This window comes from Chitinophaga sancti (assembly GCF_034424315.1).
GTDB classification, from domain to species: Bacteria; Bacteroidota; Bacteroidia; order Chitinophagales; family Chitinophagaceae; genus Chitinophaga; species Chitinophaga sancti.
Map to the genome: position 1 here is coordinate 995,169 of NZ_CP139972.1, position 21,916 is coordinate 1,017,084.

General features: G+C 46.9%; 16 protein-coding genes. 6 read left to right on the top strand and 10 right to left on the bottom strand.

Annotated features, from left to right (window positions below):
• Nucleotide 1 precedes the first annotated feature (1 nt).
• Together U0033_RS03625 and U0033_RS03630 are read left to right on the top strand one after the other, a co-directional pair.
• Nucleotides 2-3,124 (top strand): efflux RND transporter permease subunit, encoded by a 3,123-nt coding sequence (locus tag U0033_RS03625; RefSeq protein ID WP_072357557.1) that lies wholly within the window; start codon nucleotides 2-4, stop codon nucleotides 3,122-3,124.
• Nucleotides 3,125-3,502: 378 nt separating this feature from the next.
• Nucleotides 3,503-6,253, top strand: coding sequence for a TonB-dependent receptor (locus U0033_RS03630; protein WP_072357556.1), 2,751 nt, complete (start codon nucleotides 3,503-3,505; stop codon nucleotides 6,251-6,253).
• A 227-nt stretch (nucleotides 6,254-6,480) separates the two neighbouring features.
• Here the strand turns inward: U0033_RS03630 and ychF are convergent, their stop codons facing one another.
• Nucleotides 6,481-7,584 (bottom strand): redox-regulated ATPase YchF, encoded by a 1,104-nt coding sequence (gene ychF / locus U0033_RS03635; RefSeq protein ID WP_072357555.1) that lies wholly within the window; start codon nucleotides 7,582-7,584, stop codon nucleotides 6,481-6,483.
• Nucleotides 7,585-7,718: 134 nt separating this feature from the next.
• Here ychF and U0033_RS03640 point away from each other — a divergent pair, with 134 nt between their 5' ends.
• Together U0033_RS03640 and U0033_RS03645 are read left to right on the top strand one after the other, a co-directional pair.
• Nucleotides 7,719-8,957 carry a nucleoside recognition domain-containing protein gene (locus U0033_RS03640; RefSeq protein ID WP_072357554.1) on the top strand — a complete coding sequence of 413 codons (1,239 nt, stop codon included), beginning with the start codon at nucleotides 7,719-7,721 and terminating at the stop codon, nucleotides 8,955-8,957.
• Nucleotides 8,958-9,007: 50 nt separating this feature from the next.
• Nucleotides 9,008-10,204: a YeiH family protein gene (locus U0033_RS03645; protein WP_072357553.1), complete on the top strand. Its 1,197-nt coding sequence runs from the start codon at nucleotides 9,008-9,010 to the stop codon at nucleotides 10,202-10,204.
• Between the two features lie 119 nt (nucleotides 10,205-10,323).
• Here the strand turns inward: U0033_RS03645 and U0033_RS03650 are convergent, their stop codons facing one another.
• From U0033_RS03650 to U0033_RS03690, 9 genes are all read right to left on the bottom strand, one after another.
• Nucleotides 10,324-10,617, bottom strand: coding sequence for a thiamine-binding protein (locus tag U0033_RS03650; RefSeq protein WP_072357552.1), 294 nt, complete (start codon nucleotides 10,615-10,617; stop codon nucleotides 10,324-10,326).
• Nucleotides 10,617-12,134 (bottom strand): bifunctional GNAT family N-acetyltransferase/carbon-nitrogen hydrolase family protein, encoded by a 1,518-nt coding sequence (locus U0033_RS03655; RefSeq protein ID WP_072357551.1) that lies wholly within the window; start codon nucleotides 12,132-12,134, stop codon nucleotides 10,617-10,619. Before U0033_RS03655 ends, U0033_RS03650 begins: the two co-directional genes overlap by 1 nt.
• A gap of 124 nt (nucleotides 12,135-12,258) precedes the next feature.
• Nucleotides 12,259-13,467 (bottom strand): glycosyltransferase family 2 protein, encoded by a 1,209-nt coding sequence (locus U0033_RS03660; protein WP_072357550.1) that lies wholly within the window; start codon nucleotides 13,465-13,467, stop codon nucleotides 12,259-12,261.
• Nucleotide 13,468: 1 nt separating this feature from the next.
• Nucleotides 13,469-14,236 (bottom strand): class I SAM-dependent methyltransferase, encoded by a 768-nt coding sequence (locus U0033_RS03665; protein WP_072357549.1) that lies wholly within the window; start codon nucleotides 14,234-14,236, stop codon nucleotides 13,469-13,471.
• A 13-nt stretch (nucleotides 14,237-14,249) separates the two neighbouring features.
• Entirely contained in the window at nucleotides 14,250-15,383 is a 1,134-nt protein-coding gene (locus tag U0033_RS03670; RefSeq protein ID WP_072357548.1) for a glycosyltransferase family 4 protein, read from the bottom strand.
• Nucleotides 15,383-16,411, bottom strand: a complete 1,029-nt coding sequence (locus tag U0033_RS03675; protein WP_072357547.1) for an NAD-dependent epimerase/dehydratase family protein — start codon at nucleotides 16,409-16,411, stop codon at nucleotides 15,383-15,385. Before U0033_RS03675 ends, U0033_RS03670 begins: the two co-directional genes overlap by 1 nt.
• A gap of 12 nt (nucleotides 16,412-16,423) precedes the next feature.
• A complete protein-coding gene (locus U0033_RS03680) occupies nucleotides 16,424-17,335 on the bottom strand; it encodes a glycosyltransferase family 2 protein (RefSeq protein ID WP_072357546.1) in 912 nt (303 codons plus the stop codon).
• A gap of 27 nt (nucleotides 17,336-17,362) precedes the next feature.
• Nucleotides 17,363-18,502, bottom strand: coding sequence for a sugar transferase (locus tag U0033_RS03685; protein WP_072357545.1), 1,140 nt, complete (start codon nucleotides 18,500-18,502; stop codon nucleotides 17,363-17,365).
• A gap of 57 nt (nucleotides 18,503-18,559) precedes the next feature.
• The gene (locus U0033_RS03690; protein WP_072357544.1) at nucleotides 18,560-18,946 is read right to left on the bottom strand and encodes a response regulator; all 387 of its coding nucleotides are present in this window, start codon (nucleotides 18,944-18,946) and stop codon (nucleotides 18,560-18,562) included.
• Between the two features lie 584 nt (nucleotides 18,947-19,530).
• On the opposite strand from U0033_RS03690, the gene U0033_RS03695 reads away from it, so the two are divergent.
• Both U0033_RS03695 and U0033_RS03700 read left to right on the top strand, forming a co-directional pair.
• On the top strand, nucleotides 19,531-20,709 hold the full coding sequence (locus U0033_RS03695) for a glycosyltransferase family 2 protein (protein ID WP_072358272.1): 1,179 nt from the start codon (nucleotides 19,531-19,533) through the stop codon (nucleotides 20,707-20,709).
• Between the two features lie 14 nt (nucleotides 20,710-20,723).
• Nucleotides 20,724-21,863, top strand: coding sequence for an acyltransferase family protein (locus tag U0033_RS03700; RefSeq protein WP_083571369.1), 1,140 nt, complete (start codon nucleotides 20,724-20,726; stop codon nucleotides 21,861-21,863).
• Nucleotides 21,864-21,916 lie beyond the last annotated feature (53 nt).

The following is a 21,916-nucleotide window of genomic DNA, read 5'->3' on the forward strand; positions in this document are numbered from 1 at the left end:
CATGCAGAAAGTCATAAAAAAAATCATTGCTTTTTCGTTAAAGAATAGGCTGTTCATAGGTTTTGCGACCGTCATCCTCATCGTATGGGGGGTGATCGCATTCAGGAATATTCCCATTGAGGCTTTCCCGGATGTGACCAATACACAGATTACCATCATCACCCAATGGCCTGGCAGAAGTGCCGAAGAGGTGGAGAAATTCGTGACGGTGCCCGTGGAAATAGCCATGAACCCCGTACAGAAAAAAGAGTCCGTTCGTTCTACAACGGTATTCGGCCTGTCAGTTGTGAAAGTGATCTTTGAAGATGGGGTGGACGATGCATTTGCCCGTCAGCAGGTGAACAACCTGCTGCGCGATGTGACACTGCCCGATGGCGCAGATCCGGATGTACAGCCACCTACCGGCCCTACCGGTGAGATCTTCCGTTATACACTGGAGAGCAAAACCAAAACGGTACGGGAACTGAAAACCTTGCAGGACTGGGTGATCGAACGCAGGCTATTGAATGTACCAGGTGTAGGTGATGTAGTGAGTTTTGGTGGTGAAGTGAAGACTTATGAGATTGCCGTAAACCCACAGAAACTGGCTTCTTATGATATTACCCCACTGGATGTATCGAACGCGATCTCCAAAAGTAATATCAACGTAGGGGGTGATGTGATCGTAGATAACTCACAGGCATACGTGGTTCGTGGTATCGGTTTGCTGAACAATGCAGAAGAGATCGGGAATATCATTGTAGACAACATCAACGGTACGCCTATCTTAGTAAAAGACATCGGTACCGTAGCTGTCTCTGCCCTGCCCCGATTAGGCCAGGTAGGTCGTGATAAACAAAACGACGTGGTAGAGGGCATCATTGTGATGCGTAAAGGTGAAAACCCCAGTGAGGTGATCAAACGCGTACAGGACAGGATCACTTACCTGAATGAAAAAGTACTGCCGCCCGATGTAAAGATCAATACTTTCTACAACCGTAGTGACCTGATAGAATTTGCTACACACACGGTATTGCACAACATGCTGGAGGGGATCATCTTTGTAACGGTGATCGTATTCCTCTTTATGGCAGACTGGCGTACAACCGTGATCGTGGCTATTGTGATTCCGCTGGCACTGCTCTTTGCATTTATTTGTCTCACGCTTAAAGGCATGTCTGCGAACCTGCTGTCGATGGGGGCGATTGACTTCGGTATCATCATTGACGGTGCCGTCGTGATGGTGGAAGGGATCTTTGTACTCCTCGACCAGCGCGCCCACCAGATGGGTATGGAGCGCTTCAATAAACTCTCCAAACTGGGCATCATCAAGAATACAGGTGGTGAACTTGGTAAGGCGATCTTCTTCTCCAAACTGATCATCATTGCAGGGCTGCTGCCTATCTTCTCTTTCCAGAAAGTAGAAGGTAAGATGTTCTCTCCCCTGGCATGGACACTGGGTTTTGCACTCCTGGGTGCATTGATCCTGACACTCACATTGATTCCATTGCTCAGTAGTTTACTGCTGCGTAAGAACGTACGGGAAAAACACAATGTATTCGTGGAATTCATTACCAACGGGGTGATGAAAATGTTCTCCTGGACATATCGGAACAAGCGCCTCTCTTTGCTGGTAGCAGTAGGTTTGGTCGTAGTGGGCCTGTTCAACTTTAAGTTCCTCGGGAGTGAGTTCCTGCCCGAACTGGATGAGGGTGCGATCTATATCCGTGCTACCTGTCCGCTCAGCGTATCGCTGGAGGAATCTAAATCCATCGCGAATAAAATGCGTCGTATCATCCTGTCTTACCCGGAGGTAAAACAGGTAATGTCTCAAACGGGTCGTCCGAATGATGGTACGGATGCTACAGGGTTCTACAATATCGAGTTTCACGTAGACATCTATCCGAAGAAACAGTGGAAGAGCGGTATTACCAAGGAAGAGCTGATAGACCGTATGCAGCAGAAACTGTCTGTGTACCCGGGCATCAACCTGAACTTCTCCCAGCCTATTATGGATAACGTGGAAGAAGCGGTATCCGGCGTGAAAGGTTCTTTGTGTGTGAAGATCTATGGAGACAGCCTGGCGTATACAGAAGGCAAGGCTAACCATGTATATGATATTATGAAGAATATTCCGGGTGTAACAGACCTCGGGGTGATCAGGAATATTGGTCAGCCGGAACTGGATATAGAACTGGATGAAAATAAGATGGCCTTATACGGTGTAACCACTGCGGATGCGAATGCGATCATCGAAATGGCGATAGGTGGTAAAGCTGTTACACAGATCTATGAAGGAGAGCGTAAGTTCCAGCTGCGCCTGCGTTACGAGGAGCAATACCGTAACAATGCGGAGGCGATCAGTGACCTGATGGTACCTACCCTGCGTGGTGCGAAAGTGCCTATCAAGAACATTGCAAACATCAAGACGCTGACAGGTCCAAGCATCATCTTCCGGGATGATAACAGGCGGTATACTGCGGTGAAGTTCTCCGTACGTGGTCGTGACATGGGAAGTGTGATAGCAGAGGCACAGGCCAAAGTAAATAAGAACGTGAAGCTGGATAAAGGGTATGAAATGCAGTGGGCCGGTGATTTTGAAAACCAGCAGCGTGCTACAAAACGCCTGACACAGGTGGTGCCGATCAGTTTGATGATCATCTTCCTGATCCTGTTTGTAATGTTTGGAAATGTGAAGGATGCGGGGCTGGTACTGATCAATGTGCCGTTTGCGATCATTGGTGGTATTGCGGCATTGTTAATCAGTGGTACGAATTTCAGTATCTCTGCAGGTATCGGTTTCATTGCGCTGTTTGGTATCTGTATCCAGAACGGGGTGATATTGATCTCGGTGTTTAAGAACAACATGGCGAAGGTGAAGAAGCACGACTTCAATCATCATACGCTGGAGATCTCCATCCGGGATGGGGTACGCGAAAGGGTACGGCCGGTGGTGATGACGGCATTGATGGCGGCCATCGGTTTATTGCCGGCGGCATTGTCAAAAGGGATCGGTTCTGAGACTTCCAAGCCACTGGCGATCGTGGTGATTGGTGGGTTGATCACGGCAACGGTATTAACGCTGCTGGTGTTCCCCCTGTTCTTCTATTTAGGTTACCGGAAAGTGGGTCAAAAAATGGATTAGTATTAAGCTTAATTTATAAGTAGGAGGTACCTGGTACAGGTACCTCCTTTTTTTGTGTCATTTCGGATAGGAAATGGGTACTCCGAACAGGGCCAGGATTCGCTCAGATAAGTACATTATAATGCCACTAAAAGATCACGATAAGGTCACTTGTATATCCTTTCGATATTGAAGTGACCTTATCGTGATCTTTTAGTGCTTATTTAATAGCGAATATGGCCCCTGTTCGAACCCTGTCTTCGTATGCAAAATTGCCTCACCCGGGGAATCTTAAATTCTCTTTCGGCCAACTTTACACATTGTGATTTTATTAACATATTTATCCTATATTCATTAAAATAATACACCCCGTCAATCAAAATCGTAAAATCGCCACATATGAAGAACTGCTTTGTAAAAGCCAGTCTGTGCTGTATGCTGCTACTATCCATTTTTTCCGTAGCATACGCTCAACAAAAGACCATTACCGGCACAGTAACCAATAAGAACACGGGCGAGCCCTTACCCGGTGTAACCGTTAGTTTAAAAGGTACTTTGTCGGGAACAATTACCGATGGCAGCGGGCATTATAAACTCAATACCAGCCGATCGTTGCCCTTAACACTTATATTCTCATCCGTAGGTTTTAAAAGCGAACAGGTACAGGTCTCGAACCAGGACAATAACAATATTCAGCTCGGCTCCACCGAAATCCTGGGTGAAGAGGTGGTAGTCGCCGCCAGCCGTGTATCAGAATCTATTCTCAGTTCCCCGGTGTCTATCGAAAAACTCAATGCTACCGCTATCAGGGAAATCCCTACCCCCAATTTCTACGATGCACTCCCCACCCTGAAAGGCGTAGAAACCAGTATGCAAAGCCTCACCTTCCGGACCGTCACCACCCGTGGTTTCAATACCAATGGCAATACCCGCTTCAACCAGCTGGTAGATGGAATGGATAACCAGGCCCCCGGTCTTAACTTTTCTGTAGGTAACATTTTAGGCCTTTCCGAGCTGGATGTGGCAGCTGTCGAGCTATTGCCCGGGGCGTCTTCTGCCCTGTATGGTGCAGGTGGTATGAACGGTACCCTGCTCATGACAAGTAAAAGCCCCTTTGAATACCAGGGCCTGAGTCTTCGTTTACAAAGCGGCGTGAACCACATCAACAAATCACAGCAACCTTACGTAGGGTTTATCCCGGACCTGGCTGCACGTTATGCAAAGGCATTCGGCCGTTTTGCATTTAAACTGAATGTGAGCTTCCTCCAGGCTGATGACTGGCAGGCGCTGGATTCCACGAATTACGGCCGCCTGAATGGCAAAACCAAAGCCGGGTATTCTCACAGCGCAGATCCTAATTATGATGGGATCAATGTGTACGGTGATGAGATCACTACCACCTTTGGTACCAGCGGTGGTTACCTGAATGGTGTAGCCGTATCCCGTACCGGTTACCAGGAAAAAGACCTCGTTGATTATGGCACCAAGAGTTTAAAAATAAGCGGTGCTTTACATTATAAATTCACAGATAACCTGGAAGGAATTGTGCAGGCTAACTGGGGTCGTGGTACTACCGTGTACACGGGTTCTGACCGCTATTCCCTCCGCAACTTTAACATGGGGCAGTACAAGCTGGAACTGAGAGGCAAGCGCTTCTACCTGCGGGCCTACACCACCCAGGAACGTTCCGGTGAGGCCTATAATGCAACAGCCTTAGGTACCATCCTGAACGAAGCGTATAATCCAAGTGCGACCTACGATGCCAATGGCAATGTGACCGGTGGCTGGTTTGCAGAATATGCAACGGTATACAACCAGGCAAGACTGGGTGTATTCCCGGGTTCACCAGGTGCGAAAACAGATGCCGTCGCCCATGCAATTGCGCGTGGTTATGCAGATAGGAATAGGTTATTGCCAGGTACTGATGCCTTTAACACGGCGAAGAAAGCAATCACCTCCCAGTATATCGGCTTTGGTAATGGCCGTAACGGTGCTAAATTCAATGATAAGACGAACCTGTATCACTACGAAGGCTTCTATGATTTCACAGATCATGTAAAAGTGTTCGATCTGCAGGCGGGCGCCAGCTTCCGTCATTATGCCCTCAACTCAGATGGTACCATCTTCGATGATGCAAATGGCCGTATCGGGATTAATGAATACGGTGGTTTTGTACAGGTGGGCAAGAAACTAGTGAATGACAGGATCAAGCTGACAGGTTCCGTACGCTATGATAAGAATGAAAACTTTGATGGCAGGTTTACCCCGCGTATTTCAGGTGTGTTCACCGTAGCACCGCAGCATAATATCCGGCTTTCCTTCCAGACAGCATACCGTAATCCGACTAACCAGGATCAGTACATCGACTTACCGATCCGCTCTAATACAAGGCTGATTGGTGGTTTGCCATCAATGATCTCGAAATACGACCTGTATAACACCAAGGGATATACGCAGACAAGCGTACAGCAATATGCTGCCAGCGGAGATCCTACCAAACTGGAAGCCTATACTTTCGGCAAGTTCAGACCAGAGAGTGTGAGTTCTTATGAAGTGGGTTATAAGGGCCTGGTCAATAACCGTCTCCTGATAGATGCGTACTACTATTACAGCAAGTATACCAACTTCCTCTCCTACCTGGTATTGATCCAGCCTACATTGCCCCTGGCTTCTGACCCGGCATTCAGCAGGGCCAATATCTTTGCGACGTATGTGAACAATCCTGCGGATGTAGTGACACAGGGTGGCGCATTGGGCCTGGATTACCTGATAGGCAAATGGACGCTTAGCGGTAATGTATCTTATAATGATATTACGAAGGATTCAAAGACCCTGACGAACGCGTTTAATACCCCTAAGTATCGTTTTAACCTGGGCTTGTCAAACAGGAATGTATACAAGAACCTTGGGTTTAACATCATGTATCGCTGGCAGGATGCGTTTGTGTGGAACTCCAGCTTTGTGCAGGGCGAGGTAGCGGCCTATTCGACATTGGATGCGCAGGTGAGTTATCGGGTGCCAAAGGTGAATGCAACGATAAAGGTGGGTGGTTCGAATATTACGAATCATTATTACCAGACATCCCTGGGTAACCCGATGGCGGGAGGTATTTATTATGTGTCTTTGTTGTTTGAAGATTTGTTGAAATAGTGATGTTGGAAGATATTTTTACCGGGAAAGTTTTTGAGAATAATGGCTGGAGAGGATTTCCTGTAGCAGGGTAGTTTTCTTTGAAGAGGTATTCTACGGATCTTCCTGCATTGCTTACGTTAAAGGTATTTTCAACATACTCCTAAAATAGGCGACGCCCTGAGCCATACGACTCAGGGCGTCTTTTGTTGTAACCCTCACCGGCCCTTAGAGCCGTGAAGCATCTTTTATACATTGAAACGGAAGTGCATTACATCACCATCCGCCACGATATACTCTTTCCCTTCAATTCTCAGGCGACCATTATCCCTCGCGCCACTTTCAGAGCCATACTTCACAAAATCATCATACGCAATCACCTCCGCTTTGATAAAGCCCTTCTCAAAATCAGTATGGATCACGCTCGCAGCCTGCGGTGCTTTCCATCCTTTATGAATGGTCCATGCTCTTACTTCCTGTACACCCGCTGTAAAGTAGGTGATCAGGTCCAGCAGGTTGTAAGCAGAGCGGATCAGGCGGTTCAGGCCTGGCTCTGTGAGGTGATATTCGGAGAGGAACAGTTCCTTGTCTGCCGGATCTTCCATTTCAGAGATCTGTGCTTCGATGGTATTGTTCATTACGATCACCTGCGCGCCTTCAGCTTTTACGCCTTCCTGCAGTGCCTGTGAATATTTATTACCGGTGTGCATGCTGGCTTCATCAACGTTTGCCACATACAGTACTGGTTTTTCTGTGAGCAGGAACAGGTCAGCGATCGCTACACGTTCTTCCTTGCTCAGGCCCAGTTCACGGATATTTTTACCTTTCTCCAGGTGTTCCTGGCATTTTTTCAGTATTTCAAATTCAACCTTTGCTTTCGGATCTCCACCGGTTTTAGCCATCTTTTCAGTACGGGCTACCTTCTTTTCCACGCTCTCCAGGTCTTTCAGCTGCAGTTCAGTATCGATGATTTCCTTATCGCTGATAGGGTTGATCGCACCTTCTTCGCGGAGGATGTTTTCATCTTCGAAGCAACGAATTACGTGTACGATGGCGTCTACCTCACGGATATTGGCGAGGAACTTGTTCCCCAGACCTTCACCTTTACTGGCACCTTTTACCAGGCCGGCGATGTCTACGAATTCGATAGTAGTAGGAACGATCCTGTTGGGGTTTACCAGCTCAGCCAGTTTGCTCAGCCTGGTATCCGGCACATCCACCAGACCTACGTTAGGTTCAATAGTACAAAAACGGTAGTTGCTAGCCTGCGCCTTTGCGCTGTTGCTCACCGCATTAAACAATGTCGATTTTCCCACATTCGGTAATCCAACAATTCCTGCTTGTAACGCCATTTTTTTAAAAAATTTGCGCGAAGATAGTACTTTTTTAACGTAATCAATAAGTTTTGCCCGGAACCGCCCCCCCTTGCACTCCGGCCAAAAATTTATTACATTTACCGGATTACTTATATAACCAATCTACATTCATGGCTTTAAACTACGTTTGGCTGGCTTTTTTCCTGATTTCCTTCGTCGTTGCGCTCTTCAAACTGATTGTGCTCGGCGATACAACCGTCTTTTCCACCGTCATGACCAGTATGTTCGACAGTGCTAAAACCGGGGCAGAGATCTCCCTGGGCCTGGCCGGGATCATGACCTTCTGGCTGGGGATGATGAAGGTCGGGGAAAAAGCAGGGATGATCGAAGTGTTTGCCAAAGCCGTGACCCCCTTCTTCTCAAAATTGTTTCCGTCCATTCCAAAGGGCAACCCTGCCATGGGCTCTATGCTCATGAACTTCAGTGCCAATGCCCTGGGCCTGGACAATGCCGCTACGCCCCTGGGCCTGAAAGCCATGAAGCAGCTGCAGGAGATCAATAAAGAGCCAGAGACCGCCAGCGATGCCCAGATCATGTTCCTGGTGCTCAATACCGCGGGTATCACCCTCATTCCTACCTCGGTCATTGCTATACGACTGGCGCAACATGCCGCCAACCCGGCCGATATTTTCATTCCTACCCTTATTGGAACACTCATTTCCTTTATATCGGGCATGATAGCTGTAGCCATCTACCAGCGCCTGAACCTTTTCAAATTACCCGTACTCATCTTTTTGGGCATTTTCGGGGCCTTGCTGGCCCTCCTGTATTATGCCATGCATAACCTTCCTGCCGAACAAATAGCGACGTATACGAGCTTAATAGGCGGCCTGGTGATCTTTTCCATCATTGTATCCTTCCTCACCCTGGGCCTGATCAAAAAAGTGAATGTATACGATGTATTCATCGAAGGGGCGAAAGAAGGGTTCCAGACTTCGGTGATGATCATTCCTTACCTGGTAGCTATGCTATGTGGTATTGCGGCCTTCCGCGCCACCGGCTGCCTGGATTATGTAACCGGGGCTATCGGTGCTGTTGTGGGCTGGATGGGGCTGAATACCGATTTCGTACCCGTGCTGCCGGTGGGCATCATGAAGACCTTTAGCGGTGGCGCTGCCCGTGGCCTGATGGTAGACACGATCGTGCATTATGGCGTGGATTCCTTCCAGGGGAAACTGGCCAGCGTGATCCAGGGTTCTACCGAAACAACCTTTTATATCCTGGCCGTATACTTCGGATCTGTAAATATTAAAAACACCAGGTATGCCCTTACCTGTGGCCTGATCGCAGATGTGGTAGGCCTGATCGGCGCTATTATCATCGGGTATATTTTCTTCTGGAAACCATAAACCTTATTTACTATCTTACAGGCACCACCACGAACGAAAAAACCTTATGCATGCTTACTAAGAAAATCCACGAAGACTGGATCGCTGTCATCATAGCGTTCCTTACGATTGCATTTATTACTGTTGGTCTCAAGCCCTTTTTCGGAACTGATATCCTTACTAAAACCGGTTCGGGCTTCATCTGGGTAGCCGCCAGCCTGTTCATCGCAAAAGTACTGAGCCGCGGTACGGCAGATTATTTAAAATTGCTGCCGGCTTTAGTGGTGGTGGTATTAATTACGCTGGTAGCACAGATCGTAGCCAGTACTGCTATCATGAAAGCATACGGCATTGAAGTGGTACTCTTTAGCCTGATCCTGGGACTGCTTATCAGTAATACGGTGGGGGTACCTGCCTGGTTGAAACCTGCCATTCAAACGGAACTCTATATCAAGATAGGCCTGGTATTATTAGGCTGTACTGTCTTATTCCAGGATATTGTCAAAGCCGGTGCCTTAGGGATCATTCAATCTGTAGCCGTGGTATTTACGGTATGGTATTTCAGTTTCTGGTTGTGTAAGAAATTAGGACTGGATGATGAATTCAGGATGATGATCTCCAGTGCTGTATCTATTTGCGGGGTGTCTGCGGCAATTGCCACGGCAGGTGCGATTGAGGGGGATAACAAGAAACTCTCTCATGTCATTTCGCTGGTACTGATCGTGGCGATCCCGATGATGCTGTTCATGCCTTACATTGCGAAGTGGGCGGGCATGTCTCCGGCGGTGGCGGGTGCCTGGCTGGGTGGTACCATTGATACCTCCGGTGCGGTAGTTGCAGCGGGTACGATGCTGGGTGAAGAAGCCCTGAAATATGCGACGCTGGTGAAGTTCTCGCAGAATGTATTATTGGGCTTAGCGGCGTTCTTCATTTCTTTATACTGGTCTTATTCCAGGAAAGAAGCCAATTACGAAAAGCCAACACTGAAAACGATCTGGGAACGCTTTCCTAAGTTTGTATTAGGGTTTGTGATTGCTTCCTTATTCTTCTCTTTTGCACTCAGTCCGACGATGGTGGCGACCATCAAAGGTAGTATCAAGGAATTACAGACTTACTGGTTTGCCTTAGCGTTTACCTGCATCGGGCTGGAAACAAAGTTCACCGATATTTTTAGTATGGAAAGAGGACGCCCTGCTATGGCGTTTATCATTGCACAGGTGTTTAATATCTTCTTTACACTGGGGATTGCTTATTTGGTGTTTGGGTAATAAAACATTCATGAAACAGGGAATTCACCAATCATGTTCAGAAAAAAGAAGAGCCCTGCGGCCATAGGTCGCAGGGCTCGAAAAAACCACAGGATGGCCTGTGGCCGGCTTAAAATAGATTAGTCGTATTTCTCCATTTTGTCATCGATGTATACATCCGCATCTTTTTTGATCTGCATTTTGATGTAACAGATGAGTTGTGATGCACCGGCTTTGAAGCATACTTCCTGTGCCTGTTTCACCACTGCCATTACTTCATCGTACTTCCCTTCTATCACTGTTTCAAAAGGGCATACCCTGTATTTGAGACCGGAGTTATGAATGACTGCAATCGCCTCATCTACGGTGGCATATACCTTCTCTGGCGCTACTGTAGGCAAAATCTGTAAAGCTACGTTAATCGTGTGTTCCATTATTTTTTCCATTTTACTTCGTACAAATCTTTTCGTATATCCTTTTTAGTCTGCACACTACCGAATGCATGCAGCTCTTTCAATAATACCAGGTCTACATCAGCAATCACCACCATTTCTGTATTTGTGGTGGCATCTGCTTTCACCCCTGTTACAGGAAATGCGAAGTCAGAAGGCGTGAGTACGGCACTCTGTGCATATTGCAGGTCCATATTATTCACTTTGGGTAAATTTCCTACACAACCGGCAATCGCTACATAACATTCATTTTCGATCGCTCTTGCCTGTGCACAGAAGCGTACCCGGTTGAAAGCGTGCTGTGTATCTGTGAGGAAAGGCACAAATAGGATCTGCATGCCTTCTTCTGCCAGGATGCGTGAAGGTTCAGGGAATTCCACATCGTAGCAGATCTGGATCCCGATTTTGCCACAATCTGTATCGAAGGTCTTCAGTTCGTTGCCGCCTTTGATCCCCCATGCGTATACTTCGCTTGGTGTAGGATGGATCTTGATATAGTGTTCAAAGGTACCATCTCTGCGGCAGAGATAAGAAATATTATAAAGTGCATCCTCGATTAATATCGGCATGCTGCCTGTAATGATATTTACATTGTATGCCACGGACTTGCTTACAAACCAATCCCTGATCTCTTCGGTATATTGTGCTACGCCCCGAATGGCCTTAGCGGAGTCCATCTGGCTGAATTCTGCCATCAGCGGGGCATTGAACAGTTCCGGGAAAACGACGAAATCTGATCCGTAGTCACTGACTGCATCAATGAAATACTCCACCTGCTGCAGGAAGCCCTCCAGGCCTGCATAATCTCTCATCTGCCATTGTACGAGGCCAATGCGCACGGTAGATTTGTTATAGCGCACGGTATCGATATCTTTTTCATAGTAGATATTGTACCACTGTAACAAGGTCGCAAAGCCCCTGCTGGCTTCATCATTTGGCAGGTAGTTCTTCAGTATTTTCTTTACAAGAAAGTCGTTGGAAAACTGGAAGGTCAGTGTAGGATCATAAATTTCTTTATCTCTCACTTTCTCGATATAGTCACGGGGTGTGAGCTGGTCTGCAAACTTTTCGTAATTGGGGATGCGGCCACCGGCTACAATACCACGCAGGTTCAGGCGCTCGCAGAGGTTTTTGCGGGCATCGTATAGTCTGCGTGCCAGTCGTTTGCCCCTGAAATCCGGGTGTACAAATACTTCAATGCCATATAGTACATCCCCTTTAATATCGTGTGTGTTGAACGTATAATACCCTGTGATCTGCTCATAGGTATGGTCATCACCATACTTTTCATAATCGACAATGATGGACAATGCACAGCCCACTACCTTTTCATTGACGGCAATGGCGATCTGCCCTTCCGGGAAGATATCTATCAGCCTGCGCAAAGTTGGCTCCCGCCAGTAGCTGCCGGCCATATCCGGGTAGGCCCTTAACATGGATTCCTTTAAATCAATGTAATCTTCTGCGGTCAATTGCCTGATTTCTACAGTTTCTGACATGGTTTCTTCAATTTACAGGCAATTTAAAGTAAAAAGGGCATATCATTACGATACACCCTTTCTGCTGATTTTTCGCATATTCCCCCGACAGCTTGCGGGGTTTTCCTTTAGTATGAGAGGGAAACTATTGATTCAGGAGGTCCTGAATATAGATGACCTTATTATTTTGTGTTTGTAAAAACGCTTTATTCGCACGGCCAATGTGCAGGAATGCTTTCACCTGCCTGATGAAAAATACGGGCAGATAAAACAGTGCACTCACTGTTTTCCTGTCTGTGCTCATCACCGCTACGATGATGAAGAATGACAGGGGGAACAGCACCATGGCAATGATCCAGCCCAGCATCCATACAGGTGAGATAAAATAGTTCGCAGCGGCAAAGAAAGCGGCTCCCACTACCTGCAGGAACAAGGGTGGCCGCAGTAAATTGAACCCGAAGTATACGAGGTTAAAATTCCCTTTGCGCAGGCCTGTCAGGAGCACATCCCAGCCGTATTTAAAATATTTAAAGTAGGCATTGATCCACCTGGTACGTTGTGTTTCCAGGGCATCGCCACTGTCTATTTTTTCATCGTATACTTTCGCATCTTCAGCATAGGCCAGCTGCGGAATGAGTTTCACAATATCTGCCTGGATCTTCTTATCAAATCCTCCCAGGAAGTTGCGATAGATGACCTGCTTGTACAAAGCGGTCTCGATGGCAATACCGAGGCCCCAGATATTAGCGGATAAGCCCATTTCCATGCGCATGCGCCTGTCGATGAAATTGCTGAAATAGTTACCTGCTGCATCCAGCTGGGCATATATGCTATCGTTGTTCTTTGCCAGCATATTGGTTTGCACGGCGCGGTAACCTTTATTGAAATACCTGTTTAACACCTGGAGATAATCAGGATGCAGGAGATTATCAGCATCCAGAATGATCATTGCATCGTGTGTTGCATCAAAGTGATTGATGGCATAGTCGATGGAACGGATCTTCGCATTAAGCGGTACTTCGGGCAGTAATACTTTCACCTGTGGATCAGCATTGTACCCGATGTTTGCAGTTTCACATCCATCGGCCACCACATACACTTTGAAGTGCCGGTATGTTTGCCTGAGTACTGAATCTACGAGGGGTGGCACCAATTGCAGGTTCTTATGTGCGGTGATGATCACAGCAAAAGAATAATTCTTCCCTGGTGTTTCGGTATTTGTTTTCTTCTTAGCAAAGAGAGCACCAAATAATTTCTTTATGCCATAAATGAGCAAAAGGAATGCTGGCTGGAGCAGGTATGCTGCCAGTAAAAGCTGAATCGCTGCAAAGCAGACAAAGAGAATTGACCACATATTAATTTGCTTTTTCCCACACAGAAAAGAACCCTCCAGTAAAGCGGTATGGCAGTGCATCGGCGACTTTACAATCGAGCCACTGTAATGCACGTACTTTTTTCGCTACGAATGAGAAGGGAAATACATCCTCAATAAAATTTGCTTTCCCAAAACGGACGATGCGGAATTTGTTTTGTGCAGACAAATTTTCCAGGTCTGTTTTGTTGAAAAATTGCACATGATCGAGATTATCGGCAGCGGATTGCACAGTGGTACCTGTGTAGCCCAGTGCTTTTTTGACACTGACCACGGCTCTCCATGGCCAGCTGTTTTTTTCACGCATAGCTAGTACGGGGCGGGTTACAAACAGTTCGCGGGGGCCGCTTCCATTTGGTACTGTTACGATCAGTACACCGTCCTGTTTCAATGACTGGTACAATACTTTCAATAAGGAAGAGGGATCCTGCAGGTGTTCCAGTACTTCGCTGCAGATGATGGCATCGAAGGAATCGCCCTGTGCCACCAGTTTCTCAGCGCTGATCACGTCGAACCGCACATTGGGCAGTGTATTCAGGGTGCGTGCACGGGCGATGGTGGCCTCGCTCACATCGATGCCCAGTACATTGAAACCCAGTTTGCCCAGGTGACGGCTGATCACACCGTTGCCACAGCCTACATCCAGTACCCTGGCGTCTGACTTCGCCTTGCCTTGCAGTGCATTGCTGATAAAGTCAAGCCGCTTTCTGTCAGCGATTCTATCATATTCGTATGTAATAGTAGTAGTCATGATTCGTATCCGGTTAATTTTTATGATCCAGCACGTTCCTGTACAGGTGTTCTACCTGGCGGGTCATGCCTTTTGCACAATAATGCTGATTCACGGTAGCCGCTGCAGCCTGCTGCAGGGATGTGCGCAATGCCACATCTGTGTGTAAGGTACCGATGGCGGTAGCAAGGGCGGCGGGGTCACGGGCGGGTACAACCAGTCCGTTCTGCCTGTCGGCTACAATTTCTTTGGAGCCATCTACTGCGGTCACTATAACGGCTTTTCTCATCGCCATGGCTTCCAGCAGCCCGATGGGCAGTCCTTCCCAGAGGGAGGGTAAACAATAAACATCTATTGCCTGTAACAATGCCGGCACGTCGCCGCGGAATGGCTGAAATACGATGTGGTCAGCGATGCCCAGTGTGGCAGCCAGTGATACCATCCCTTCTTTCAGATCGCCCTCTCCTACTACCAGTAAGGTGATATTGGAATGCTGCTCCAATACCTTTTTAAAGGCGTATACGAGGGTGAAAGGATCTTTTTGGTGTGTGATGCGGGCAATGTATCCAACCACGGTATTTGAGGCTGGAATGCCTAATTCTGTGCGGATGGTGTTTGCCGCATTGTCGGGATTGAAGCGGCTGAGGTCTATCCCGTTATTGATCACGGTGGATTTAAAGCCGGAAAAGTGTTGCACCCCTGTATCCCTGTTGGAAGCGGAAACAGAGATGTTTGCTTTGGTGCCGCTGGTGAGCAATCTTTCTGACCATATCCTGGCCTGTTTTTGCAGGAAAGGCTGATCATCGTGAAATGACCAGCCATGGATAGTGTATAACAAAGGTCGGCCACTCATGCGGGCGGGAATGTACAGATTGCTGGCAGCACGGGAACCGTGGGCATGAACGATGTCAATCTGTTCGTCCTGTATAAGCGTTTTGACCCGTTTCCAGCAGGAGGGATCGAATGCTTTCAGGGAAGGAATTACATAATGGCGTATACCCATTTCCTGCAGGCGCGTGATCATGGCACCATCTGTAAAAGACAGCACCACCGGCTCAAAGCGCTCTTTGTCCATGGCATCCACCAGGCTGAGTACGTGGGATTCCCCACCGCCTATCAGTCCCTGGCGGATGGCCTGCAAAACCTTTATTTTTGGTGTGTTGTTCATTATGCCGGTACGCCTTCGGCCTGGGGTTGTTTCCTTTCCCAGCCCTGTGGCAGTTTTTCGTAGATCTCAATGTTTTCGAATTCCTTGCTCTTACGGGCACCTACTTCTTTGGCCCATTCAGCCATGCGGGCAATGCCTTCCTGTAAGGAAACGCCGCTGCCTTCGCCGAATACGCTATGCGCTTTGGTGTGGTCAGAGTAAGCGTGCATTACCTCGTTACGTGCAGCCAGGTATTTGATATTTGGTGTTACACCGAAGCAGGCACCTACTACCTTTGCCAGTTCATTGACAGTGTAGGGCTTGTCAGCACCGATATTGAATACTTCGTTGTATGCGGCAGGAATGTTTACGCTGTTCGCGATAGGGATAGCTACGTCATCGATAAAGCTGAAAGCCCTGGTCTGTTCGCCATCACCGAAGATGGTGAGTTGCTGGCCCTGCATGATCTGGTTCATGAAGATGCCGATCACGTTGCGGTATTTATCGCCGATGTTCTGGTTTTCGCCATACACATTGTGCGGGCGGAACACAACATAGTTCAGACCGAACATTTCGTGTGCTGCTTTCAGGTCCAGTTCTACAGCGAATTTGGATACACCGTATGGATCTTCCGGCATGGGTACCATTTCTTCACGCATAGGCAGCTGACCTGCACCATATACGGCGATAGAAGAAGTGAATACGAAGCACTTTACTTTATGTTTGATAGACTCATTGATCAGGTTAATGCTGCCGATGAGGTTATTGTTATAGTTGAAACGGCGGATGAAGTGGCTCAGGCCTTCAGCTGCATACGCCGCCAGGTGATATACGTATTGAAAACGGTATTCTTCGAAGAGGCTGGTCACCAGCTGGTCGTCGGACACGGAACCCTGAATGAAAATTGCACCTGCTGGGATATGATCTTCGAATCCGCCGCTGAGGTCATCCAGCACAACTACTTCATGTCCCATTGCGAGGCAATGTTTTACGACATGTGAACCGATAAAGCCGGCACCGCCGGTAACAAGAGATGTTATTTTAGACATAATTCAATTTTTTTATACAGGTGAATAACTTGATGTAGTGAGGTTCCAGAAGGTGCCTTTTACAAATGATCTTAAATGCCTGAACTGTCCTTTCAGTGTGTAAGTAAGCACTGCTTTGGGGAATGTGAGGAAACTGAAGAAGCAGAGGAACGCGGCCAGCTGCAGCTTATTTGTATTCCTGCGCATGTAGAGGATGCGGTTACGTGTATGGTAATACGCTTTGATGGCGCTTTCCTTACCCATGGTGATGGACTCCTTGTGGAATATCAGTCCGTTAGCATTATAATAGATCTTGTAGCCGGCGCGCAGGATCCTGGCAGACCAGTCACTTTCTTCGTAGTAGATAAAGAACTTGTCAGCGAAGCGGCCTACGTTATTGATCACATCGCGCTTTACCATCATGGCGGCGCCGTGTGCACACCAGGTAGGGCCTGATACATTGTGCTGACCTTTATCTTCTTCTTTGCTGCCCACTGCCCAGGTACGACCGGTGAGCAGGTTCATCTTGTTGAAGCCTGCGTACTGAATGACGTTGGGGTGTGAGTAAAAGCGGATCTTGGGGCATACCACACCAATGGTTCCGTCTTCATAAAATGGTTGCAGCAAATGCTCCAACAGGTCGGGGGTGACTTCTGTATCATTGTTGACAATGAAAATGAAGTCGCCTTTCGCCTGCTCAATACCGAGGTTGTTACCACCGGTAAAGCCCAGGTTTACAGGACTCAGAATGAGGCGGAGATTGGGATAGTTGCCTGCTTCAATCTGAGCAGTAGGATCAACGCTGGACCCATTATCTACGACGATCGTCTCAAAATTGCGATAGCTCAGCTTTTTTGTAGACTCCAGAAATTCGCAGGTAACAGTTGTCTGGTTGAAATTAAGGGCAATAATGGACACCAGTGGTGTTTGTTCTTGCAAACTCATAATCGTATTCGGTAGTTATAATATAATTTATACATTATCCTTTTGCCTCAGGGCATTGGGAGTATTCGCGAGTATCCACATATCGTAGAGCACAGAATGCTTTTCGGCATAACTTTTATCCAGGTTAATGCGTTCGCTTACGCTCATATCTTTATTTCCTCTCTTTTTGATCTGCCACAGGCCAGTGATCCCGGCAGGTGCCAGGAAGCGGCCTGCATAGTCGTCTGTCGTGAGCGTAGCAGCTTCGTACAATGGAAGGGGGCGATTACCAACGAGTGACATGTGACCCAGCAATACATTCAGCAGCTGGGGTAGTTCATCTAGGCTGGAATTGCGCAGGAAGGCGCCCAGTGGTGTAACGCGGGGGTCATTACTTACCTTGAAAAACACAGGTCCGGTACCGTTAGTATCGTACTGGTTCAGGTGTTTCATCTGGGCTACCTGTTTGTCAGCGTCTGCTACCATGGTGCGGAACTTATAGAACTTAAAGATCTGGTAGCGATTGCCGGCGCGGCGGGACACATAGAAAACAGGCCCTTTGGAATCCAGTTTGATCAGAATAGTCAGGACAAGAAAAACGGGGGATAACAATAAGAGCAGTGTGCCGGCAAATAGAATATCCAGGCCACGCTTGATGGAATAGTTAAGATAATAGCCAGGTTTGATGGTGACAGTACTAGGTTCCTGTTCTACATCTTGTGCCATCTGGCGGATCTGCTGAGCCATGCTCAGCTTCTCTTCAAAGATTTCAGGGGTAATGGCTGGGGTGAGGATGTCATCGATGCCGCCAATCCTGCGCAGCTCCTGTTTTAGCTCCGCTGATATTGTTTCAGCATAGACGAATACAGGTACTTTCGCAAGGCGGGACTCTGTACGCATATAGTCTCTCAACCTGCGAAGATTGAATTGGGGATTGTTGTGAACATTACATATGATGAAGGTAGGTACGTTGTCGTAAAGTAGTTGCTCCTTCAGTACATTCACTGACAGTGACAACTCTTTGGCGGTAAAAACATACTCATCCGTTCTGCCAGTTACACAATCGAAAAACTCATCGTTACCGATACAAAGCGTATACCTGTTTACGTGGCTTTTGGCCAGGGCTACTACTTTGGTGCCGGTTTTCTTCCTGGCATCAGGATAGCTCAATGGTAGATTAGATATCATGTGCGTTCGGTTTACTTATAAATACAATGGTGCCTTTGGGGATACAACAAAAAAGGATCATCCCGCTATACTCACAGACTGCCTTGTGCTTAACTGGTCATCTACGATCTCGAGCAATTTGATTGGATCAAAAGGTTTGTTAATCACTCTGGCTACATTTGGGTACAGGGGTAAATTCTCTTTCAGGTCCATACCTGTCAGCACGATAACTGGTATATCGCTATACAGTGCATTTCCTGCGAGGTTTTTGGCTAATTGCCAGCCGTCTATATTAGGCATCTGCACATCGGTGATGATCAGATCCGGAATATTGCCGCTGGATAACCACATGGTAGCAGTCAGTCCGTCTGTAGCGGCATATACCTTGTACTTGTTGCCTAACATCGCTTCTAACAAAAATCGCATTGGGGCGCTGTCGTCTACTATTAAAATCTTCTTTTTCATTTTTAACTCCGGTTTAGAACATAAAAGATTGCTCCGTAAACCAAATACTTACACGCTACAACGTTCGCAGTTGTAGAATGGGCAAATGGAATCTCTTTGTTTTTCCAGGAGGATAAGGTAGAATTATCACTAAATCGTCACCACTTGCAGGTTGGTACATATGCAATGCATAGCAGCGCATACGCGCAAAAACTGCGGTGGTAGTTCATTCAGGACAATCGGTTAAAGTGAATTTCAGAGGAGATGGCTATGGTTACATTTAGCAGATTGCTATAATCAGGAGTAAAAATATTTATTATTCCTGAATAGTGCAAATAAAATCTTGAACAATATTTTCTTCGCACTTGAAAGTTGACAATCTCTAGGTTTTTATCGAAATATGTTACAAAAGTATAGTAATTACTATTTTATAATATTTTGAAATTGGTAAATGATTAAGAATTCCTCGTGAATGATGTAAAAGTGAAAGTAAACGATACTAAAATTCCGGTTGATGTATCATCATATTGACACACAATAATTTTTCTTCTTTAATTTGGCATTATTATTACGAATGCATCACCCCCATAAAGCTAATGTTAACGATGATGATTTTATTCTACACCAGTCTATTCATACTATTCTACAATTATATCGGGTATGGTTTCCTGGTGGGGATACTCGTGGCCTGCAAGCGCCTGCTGTCAAGGGATCCAAAGGAGACCCCTGCATTCATGCCTGCAGTCACCCTCATTGTTGCAGCATATAATGAAGCGGCATTTATACCAGAAAAAATTAAGAACACCCTCGAACTGGATTACCCTGCGGATAAATTAGAGATCATATTTATCACGGACGGTTCGAATGATGGTTCTGAAAAAATAGTGCAGCAGTATTCACGTATAAGAGGGATGCACGAACAGGAACGCAGGGGGAAAACAGCTGCCATCAACCGCGCGATGCAAACCGTACAAACGCCAGTGGTGATCTTCTGTGACGCAAATACGTTGTTGAACGCCGCCGCGGTTAAAAATATTGTACGGCATTACCAGGATCCCAAAACTGGTGGTGTAGCCGGTGAGAAAAAAGTAATGCAGGCTGGCAACAGCGGTGCAGCGGGCACTGAGGGCATCTATTGGAAGTATGAATCTGTATTAAAGCGATTGGATGCTGCCCTGTATTCGGTGGTCGGCGCTGCTGGTGAACTGTTCTCTGTAAGAACCACGCTGTTTACACCAGTGGAACCGGAAGTGATCTTAGACGATTTTATTATTTCTTTAAGAGTGAACCAAATGGGCTACAGGATTGCTTATGCGCCGGATGCCTTCGCCATGGAGACACCCTCAGCAGGGATTACGGAAGAACACAAACGCAAGATCCGCATCAGTGCCGGTGGTTTCCAATCCATCGTTATGCTGCGCGCATTGCTCAATGTGTTCCGCTATCCCCTCCTCTCCTTCCAGTACATTTCGCACCGTGTACTGCGCTGGACACTGAGTCCGCTTAGTTTGCCAATACTGTTCATCAGCGCGGCAGTACTGGCTTTCCAGGGAGCAGGCAGCTGGTACCAGTTCATCTTTGTTGCACAGTTAATATTTTATATACTCGCAGTCATCGGATTTTTCCTCGCTAAGAGAGACATCAAATTCAAGCCCTGCTATATTCCGTTCTATTTTCTCTTTATGAATGTGGCGATCTACGAAGGGTTCTTCAGGTATATCAGGAAACAGCAGTCTGCCGTGTGGGAGAAGGCAAGGAGAGAAACAGCCGTTATGAATGCTTAAAAACAACAACCAAAATGTCGACAAATTCCAATACACAACGTATTAACAGCATGGATGCACTCAGGGCACTTGCCATGTTCCTGGGTGTGGTATTGCATGCGGTGATGGCGTATACCATGACGCCTTTCGAGAATTTCTATCACGACCCTCATTACAGTAGCAATATTTATGATGTAATATTTTTTGTCATACATACATTCCGGATGCAGTTGTTTTACCTGATAGCCGGGTTCTTTTTTCGTTTGTTATACTTCAGGATTGGCGAAGCGGCGTTTATCAAACATCGTACGCAGCGCATCCTGATCCCCTTCGTAGTGGGTCTGTTCCTGATCCTTCCCTTTACCAATCTGCCGCTCACAGCGTATACGGTTACCGGTGGGGGCCAGCACCTCACCGGTCCGGACGTTTCCCTGATCCTGCATAACATCATGATCTGGAGAGGCCCGGTACACCTGTGGTTCCTGTATTACCTCACGCTGTTCTACATCATTGGTATTGTATTACTACGATTGAAACTGCCTAAACTGCCGGCAGCTATTGTACCTGCATTGCTGCTGGCAGGTTCATTTGTATCCCTGCTGCTCTTTGATACCTACTATATCAAATACACGCCAGGCCTGGTGCCAAAGCCTAATTACATCCTGTATTACGGTATTTTCGTATATGCAGGTTGGGTACTTCATGAACATAAAGAAAAATATTTTCCCCTGCTCAAACGCTATGGGCTGGCGTTTACAGCGATTGGTCTGACGGCTGCATTGCTGATATATTATAATAGTACCGCAGCCGGTATTTTACTGAAATCAGGTATGACTATTGCTACAGTATCGCTTGTGCTTGGTTTCCTCGGCGTGTTTCTGCGCTGGGTCAATGGTGAATCATATACTATGCGTTATCTATCGGATGCCTCCTACTGGGTATACCTGGTGCATGTAGGGCTGGTATATATGATGCAGGCATGGCTGGGAGATACGCAGCTGCCGGGAATACTGAAGCCTGTACTATGTTTTATGGTGCCTGTTGCAATTTCACTGCTCAGCTACCAGTGGTTTGTACGATACACAATTATTGGATTTTATTTACATGGGAAAAGAGAAAGATCGACTACCGAAGAACACAAAACAGTATACAAAATGTCGACATCTAAATCTTAGAAAACGTTATAATCCTTAACACATCAGCATTACAGCGGATTTTAAAACGATTT